At 68.2% G+C, this 6,636-nt stretch carries 4 protein-coding genes; all 4 read right to left on the bottom strand.

What is annotated here, in order from left to right:
- A partial coding sequence (locus QZ609_RS23080; protein WP_295499870.1) for a class III extradiol ring-cleavage dioxygenase occupies window positions 1–562 on the bottom strand: 562 nt, incomplete at its 3' end.
- 145 nt (window positions 563–707) lie between these two features.
- Window positions 708–2,180 carry an efflux transporter outer membrane subunit gene (locus QZ609_RS23075; protein ID WP_295499868.1) on the bottom strand — a complete coding sequence of 491 codons (1,473 nt, stop codon included), beginning with the start codon at window positions 2,178–2,180 and terminating at the stop codon, window positions 708–710.
- A 1-nt stretch (window position 2,181) separates the two neighbouring features.
- The gene (locus QZ609_RS23070; RefSeq protein ID WP_295499865.1) at window positions 2,182–5,346 is read right to left on the bottom strand and encodes an efflux RND transporter permease subunit; all 3,165 of its coding nucleotides are present in this window, start codon (window positions 5,344–5,346) and stop codon (window positions 2,182–2,184) included.
- 15 nt (window positions 5,347–5,361) lie between these two features.
- Window positions 5,362–6,567, bottom strand: a complete 1,206-nt coding sequence (locus QZ609_RS23065; protein ID WP_295499863.1) for an efflux RND transporter periplasmic adaptor subunit — start codon at window positions 6,565–6,567, stop codon at window positions 5,362–5,364.
- Window positions 6,568–6,636 lie beyond the last annotated feature (69 nt).

Raw genomic sequence — 6,636 nt, 5'->3', positions numbered from 1 at the left:
GCTGCGCCATGCCGGGGCCGCGCATCAGCGCGCGCAGGTTGTGCGTGAAGCTGCCCGAGCCGATGATCAGCACGCCCTCGTCGCGCAGCGGCGCGAGCGTGCGGCCCATCGCCATCTGGCAGGCCGGCGACAAACCCGGCATCAGCGACACCTGCACCACGGGGAGGGTCGCCTCGGGAAACATCAGCATCAGCGGCACCCACGCGCCGTGGTCCAGCGGCTGGCGCGGGTCGAGCACGGTGGAGGCCTGCTCTTCCAGGCCCGGCACGATGTTGCCGTCGATCAGCGCGCGGATGCGCTCGGCCAGGTCGGGTGCGCCCGGTGGTGAATATTCCAGCGCATAGAGCTGCGGCGGGAAGCCACCGAAGTCATGCCAGGCCTCCTGCTGCGCACGCGCGGTGACGGCCGGTCGGCGCGTCATCCAATGCGGCGAGACCACCACGATGGCGCGGGGGCCAAGCGCGGCCATCTCTTGCCCGAGTGCTGCCAGCGTCTTGCCGACGGGGCCCGGATCGGCCGCCAGCATCGGCGACCCATGGGAAAGATAGAGCACGGGAAGCATGTCAAATTTCCTGAAGAATGTGCCAACCATTCTGCGCCGTCCGCACCTCTGCAGCGTGCATGGATTTGCAGGGAGGGGTCAGGAAAATTGAATGTCATGTGCGCAAAAAAGCCCGCCGAGGCGGGCAAACATGACGACCGGCCGATCAGCCGGCGGGGGAAACCTCCGGTGGGGGCGGCACGGCGGCAGCCGATTGCTCGGCCCACCCGCCGCCCAGCGCCTTGTACAGCGTCACCAGATTGTTCAGCCGCGACACCCGCAGCGAGATCAAGCTCTGCTGCGCACTGAATAGCGAGCGCTCGGCGTCGAGCAGCGTCAGCGCGTTGTCCACGCCGCGCTGCGTGCGCGCCTCCGACAGGCGGAAGCGGTTGCCCTCGGACTGCACCAGCGCCTGCTGCGCGGCCAGTTGCTCGTCGAGCAGCGCTCGGCCCGAGAGCCCATCCGACACCTCCTGGAACGCGGTCTGGATGGCCTTCTCGTACTGCGCCACGGCAATCTTCTTGTTGGCCTCCGACACGCGCAGGTTGGCCACGTTGGCGCCGCCCGCGAAGATCGGCAGGCTGATCGACGGGCCGAAGCTCCATGCGCCCTGCCCGCCCTTGAACAGATCGGAGAACGCCGTGCTGGCGGTGCCGTAGCTGCCCGTGAGCGCGATACGCGGGAAGAAGGCCGCGCGCGCCGCGCCGATGTCGGCGTTGGCGGCCTTGAGCGTGTGCTCAGCCTGCAGGATGTCGGGGCGGCGCTCGAGCAGCTCGCTCGGCAGGCCGGCGGGCAGGTCGGTCAGCAGGCCCTGCGTGTCGAGGTTGCCGCCGGCCGGCAGGTCCGCCGGCAGCGGCTGGCCGACCAGCACCACCAGCGCGTGCTCCGCCTGTGCCGCCTGCAGCTTGGACGAGGCCAGCGCCGTCTGCGCGGTGTTGCGCGCGGTCTCGGCCGAAGCCAGGTCCAGCGCGGACGAAGCCCCCACGTCGAAGCTGCGGCGGGTCAGCTCGTAGCTGCGCTGGTAGGAGTCGAGCGTCTCCTGCGCCAGCCGCACCTGCGCCTGCGCGCCGAGCAGCGACAGGTACTGGCTCGCCACCTCCGACACCAGCGTGATCTGCGCCGAGCGCTGCGCGGCCATGGTCGCGAAGTACGTTTCCAGCGCCTCGTTCTTCAGGCTCTGGATGCGGCCGAACAGGTCCAGCTCGTAGGCGGTGAAGCCGAGGCCGACCGAATAGCTGTTGCCCACGGTCGCCACGCCGCGCCCGGACAGGTCGCCCGGCGTGCGGCTGCGCGTGTCGGCAGCGGTGGCCGCGATGCTGGGGAACAGATCCGCGCGCTGGATCTGGTATTGCGCGCGGGCCTTTTCCACCTGCAGCGTGGCGACGCGCAGGTCGCGGTTGTTCTGCAGGGCAAGCTCGATCAGCTTCTGCAGGCGCGCGTCGGCAAAGAAGGCGCGCCAGCCGATGTCGGCGGCGGGCACTTGCTGCGCATCCTTGCGCGACGCGCTGTGCGGCGCGTCGGCCGGCCAGTCCTGCGCGACCGGGGCGTCCGGGCGGTGGTAGGTCGGCGCCAGCGTGCAGCCGGCCAGCGCGGCCGCCGCTGCGGCGGCCAGGGTCAGTCGAGTGAGTTGCGTGACCATGTCAGTGGCCCTCCGCCGGCGAGGTTGTGGTCGAGGTCGCCGGAGTTGCGGATGCCGGTGGCGCATCCTGGATCTTGAACAGCCGGTTCACCACCACGAAGAACACCGGCACAAAGAAGATCGCCAGCACCGTGGCCGACAGCATGCCGCCCGCCACGCCGGTGCCGATGGCGTTCTGGCTGCCCGCACCTGCGCCGTTGGCGAACACCAGCGGCAGCACGCCGAGGATGAAGGCGATCGACGTCATCAGGATCGGCCGCAGGCGCATGCGCACGGCCGACAGGGTCGCGTCGATCAGGCTCTTGCCCGCCTCGTGCTCCTCCTTGGCGAACTCGACGATCAGGATCGCGTTCTTGGCCGACAGGCCGATCGTCGTCAGCAGGCCCACCTGGAAGTACACGTCGTTCGACATGCCGCGCCCGGTGGCCGCCAGGATGGCGCCGAGCACGCCCAGCGGCACGACCAACATCACCGAGAACGGGATCGCCCAACTCTCGTACAGCGCGGCCAGGCACAGGAACACCACCAGCAGCGAGATCGCGTACAGCGCCGGCGCTTGCGCGCCCGAGAGCTGCTCCTGGAACGACAAGCCGGTCCACTGATAGCCGACGCCAGCGGGCAGCTTGGCGACCATCTCCGCCATCGCCGCCATCGCGTCGCCCGTGCTCTTGCCCGGCGCGGGCGAGCCGAGGATTTCCATCGACGACACACCGCCGTAGCGCTCCAGGCGCGGCGAGCCGTACGTCCAGTGGCCCGTGGCGAATGAGCCGAACGGCACCATCGTGCCGGTGGCGTTGCGCACGTACCAGCGGTTGACGTCATCGGGCAGCATGCGGAACGGCGCGTCGGCCTGCTGGTACACCTTCTTCACGCGGCCCTTGTCGACAAAGTCGTTGATGTACTGCGAGCCCCATGCGGCGGATAGCACCGAGTTCACGTCCCCCAGGGATAGCCCCAACGCGGCAGCCTTCCCCTGGTCGACGTCGATCTTGTACTGCGGCGTGTCGTCCATGCCGTTCGGGCGCACGCCCACCACGTCATGGCTTTGCGCGGCCATGGCCAGCAGCTGGTTGCGCGCTTCGGTCAGCTTCTCGTGGCCGAGGCCGGCCTGGTCCATCAGCTCCAGGTCGAAGCCGCTGGAGTTGCCGAGTTCCATCACCGCCGGCGGCACGAAGGCGTAGGCCAGTGCGCCCTTGATGTGTGAGAACGCGGCCATGGCACGGTTGGCGACGGCAAATACCTTCTGGTCTTCGCGCTTGCGCACGCTCCAGTCCTTCATCATCACGAAGGCCAGGCCCATGTTGCTGCCGCGCCCGGCAAAGCTGAAGCCCGCCACGGTGAACACCGAGGCGACGTTCTCTTTCTCGTCGTTGAGCAGGTAGTGCTCGACCTGCTTGAGCACGTCGACGGTCTGCTCCTGCGTGGCGCTGGTCGGCAACTGGATCTGCGCGAACATCACGCCCTGGTCTTCTTCCGGCAGGAAGGCCGACGGCAGGCGCATGAAGAGCACCGCCAGCACGCCGACGATGGCCGCGTACACCAGCATCATGCGCAGCGGCTTCTTCAAGAAGCGCTGCACGGTGGAGGTGTAGTCGTGCGTGCCAGTGGCGAGCGCGCGGTTGAACCAGCGGAAGAACGCGGGCTTCTTGTCTTCGTGATCCTTGTCGAGCGGCTTGAGCAGCGTCGCACACAGCGCGGGCGTGAGGATCATCGCCACCAGCACCGACAGCACCATGGCCGAGACGATGGTGATCGAGAACTGCCGATAGATCGCCCCGGTCGAGCCCGAGAAGAACGCCATCGGGATGAACACCGCCGACAGCACCAGCGCAATACCCACCAGCGCGCCGGTGATCTGCCCCATCGACTTGCGCGTGGCCTCCTTGGGTGGCAGGCCGTCTTCGCTCATCACACGCTCAACGTTCTCCACCACCACGATGGCATCGTCCACCAGCAGGCCGATCGCCAGCACCATGGCAAACATGGTGAGCGTGTTGATCGAGAAGCCCGCCGCCGCCAGCACGCCAAAGGTGCCCAGCAGCACCACCGGCACGGCGATGGTCGGGATGAGCGTGGCGCGGAAGTTCTGCAGGAACAGGTACATCACGCAGAACACCAGCACCATGGCCTCGGCTAGCGTCTTGACCACGTCGGTGATCGACTGCGTGACCACCGGCGTGGTGTCGTACGGCGTGACCACCTTCAGGCCCTGCGGGAAGTACTTCGACAGGGTCTCCACCTCTTGGCGCACCACCTTGGCGGTGGCCAGCGCGTTGGCATCGGTTGCCAACTGGATGGCGATGCCGGCGGCCGGCATGCCGTTGTAGCGCGAGGTGACGGAGTAATCCTGCCCGCCCAGCTCCACGCGCGCCACGTCGCCCAGCAGCACCTTGGAGCCGTCCTGGTTGACCTTGAGCAGGATGTTGCGGAACTGCTCGGCCGTCTGCAGGCGCGTCTGCGCGGTGATGGTGGCGTTCAGCTGCTGGCCCGACACGGCCGGCGCGCCGCCCAACTGGCCGGCGGACACATCCGCGTTCTGCGCCGTCACGGCGTTGGCCACATCATTGGTGGTGAGCTGATAGCTCGTGAGCTTGTTCGGGTCCAGCCAGATGCGCATGGCATAGGGCGCGCCGAACACAGTGACGGTGCCGACGCCGGGCAGCCGGCTGATCGGATCCTTCATGCTCGAGTTGATGTAGTCGCCCAGCGCGTCGTTGCCCATGCTGCCGTCGGTGGAGACCACCCCCAGCACCATCAGGAAGTTGCTGCGCGCCTTGGCCACCGAGATGCCCATCTGCTGCACCACCTGCGGCAAGAGCGGCGTGGCCAGCTGCAGCTTGTTCTGCACCTGCACCTGGGCGATGTCCGGATCGGCATTGGACGTAAACGTGAGCGTGATCTGCACGTTGCCGGCCGAGTCGGAGGTCGACGCCATGTACTGCAGATTGTCGATGCCGTTCATCTGCTGCTCGATCACCTGCGTGACGGTGTCTTCCACCGTCTTGGCGCTCGCGCCCGGGTACGTCGCGGAGATCACCACCGACGGCAGCGCGATGGTCGGATACTGCGACACCGGCAGACTGGTGATCGACAGCGCGCCCGCCAGCATGATGACGATGGCGATCACCCACGCGAAGATCGGGCGATCGATAAAGAAGCGTGCCATGTTGGATGTCCTCGCTTATTTGGCCGCGACCTGCGCGGCCGGCGCCGAAGCGGCTTCCGGTGCGACGGGCTTGGCCGGGGCATCGGCCGCCACGGTCTTCACCTCGGCGCCGGGCTTGACCTTCTGCAGGCCGCTCACGATCACCTTGTCGCCGGCAGCCAGGCCGCTGTCGACGATCCAGTTGGAACCGACGGCCGTCGTCGCCTTCACCGGACGGACGGCCACCTTGTTCTGCGCATCGACGACCATCACCGTGGCATTGCCGGCGGCGTCACGCGAGAGCGCCGCCTGCGGCACCGTCAGCGCGTTCTGCTGCACGGCCTGATCCAGGCGCGCGCGCACGAACATGCCGGGCAGCAGGTCCTTGTTCGGGTTGGGGAACTCGGCGCGCAGGCTGACCGAGCCGGTGGTCTGGTCGACGGTGATGTCGGAGAACTTGAACTTGCCGGCCAGCGGATACGTGCTGCCGTCATCGAGCACCAGGTGCACCTGCGCCTCCTTGCCGGCCACGCCCTGCAGCTGGCCGGCCTGCATGGCGCGACGCAGCGCCAGCACCTGGGAGCTGGCCTGCGTCACGTCCACGTAGATCGGGTCGAGCTGCGTGACGGTCGCCATCAGGGTGGCGTCGCCCTGGCCGACCAGCGCGCCCTCGGTCACCTGCGCCGCGCCGATGCGGCCGTCGATCGGCGCGGTGGTGCGGGTGTAGCCGAGGTTCAGCTCAGCGGTGCGCACCGCGGCGCGCGCCGAGGCCAGATCCGCCTCGCCCTGCTTCACGGCGATCACCGCGTTGTCGTAGTCCTGCTTGCTGACGGCGTTGATGGGCACGAGGTCGCGGTAGCGCGCCTCCTGCAGCGCCGATTGCGCCAGCGAGGCCTCGGCCTTGGCGGCGCTCGCGCGGGCGCTGTCGAGCGTGGCCTGCAGCGGCGCCGGGTCGATCTGGAACAGCGGCTGGCCACGCTTCACGTCGCTGCCTTCGACAAACTGCTTCTTGAGCACGATGCCGGCTGCGCGCGCGCGCACCTGCGCCACACGCACCGGGTTGACACGCCCCGGCAGCTCGACCGCCACCGGCAGGTTCTGCGCGGCAACGGTGACGACGCCAACTTCAACGGGGCCCGCCGCATGCGGGGCCGGCTTCTCGCCGCCGCACGCCGCGAGCGTGGCCGCCATGGCAGCGGCAGCCACCAGGCGGAGGGAATAGGAAGGGAAACGGTTACGCATGACGCGTCCTCGGCTAGGGATGGTGTTCAAAACTTCCTCCGGCGAGGGCAATCAAAGGAAGGTTCGCAA

The organism is uncultured Ralstonia sp. (assembly GCA_913056305.1).
Lineage (GTDB): Bacteria > Pseudomonadota > Gammaproteobacteria > Burkholderiales > Burkholderiaceae > Ralstonia.
This window is presented reverse-complemented; position numbering and strand designations above follow the sequence as displayed.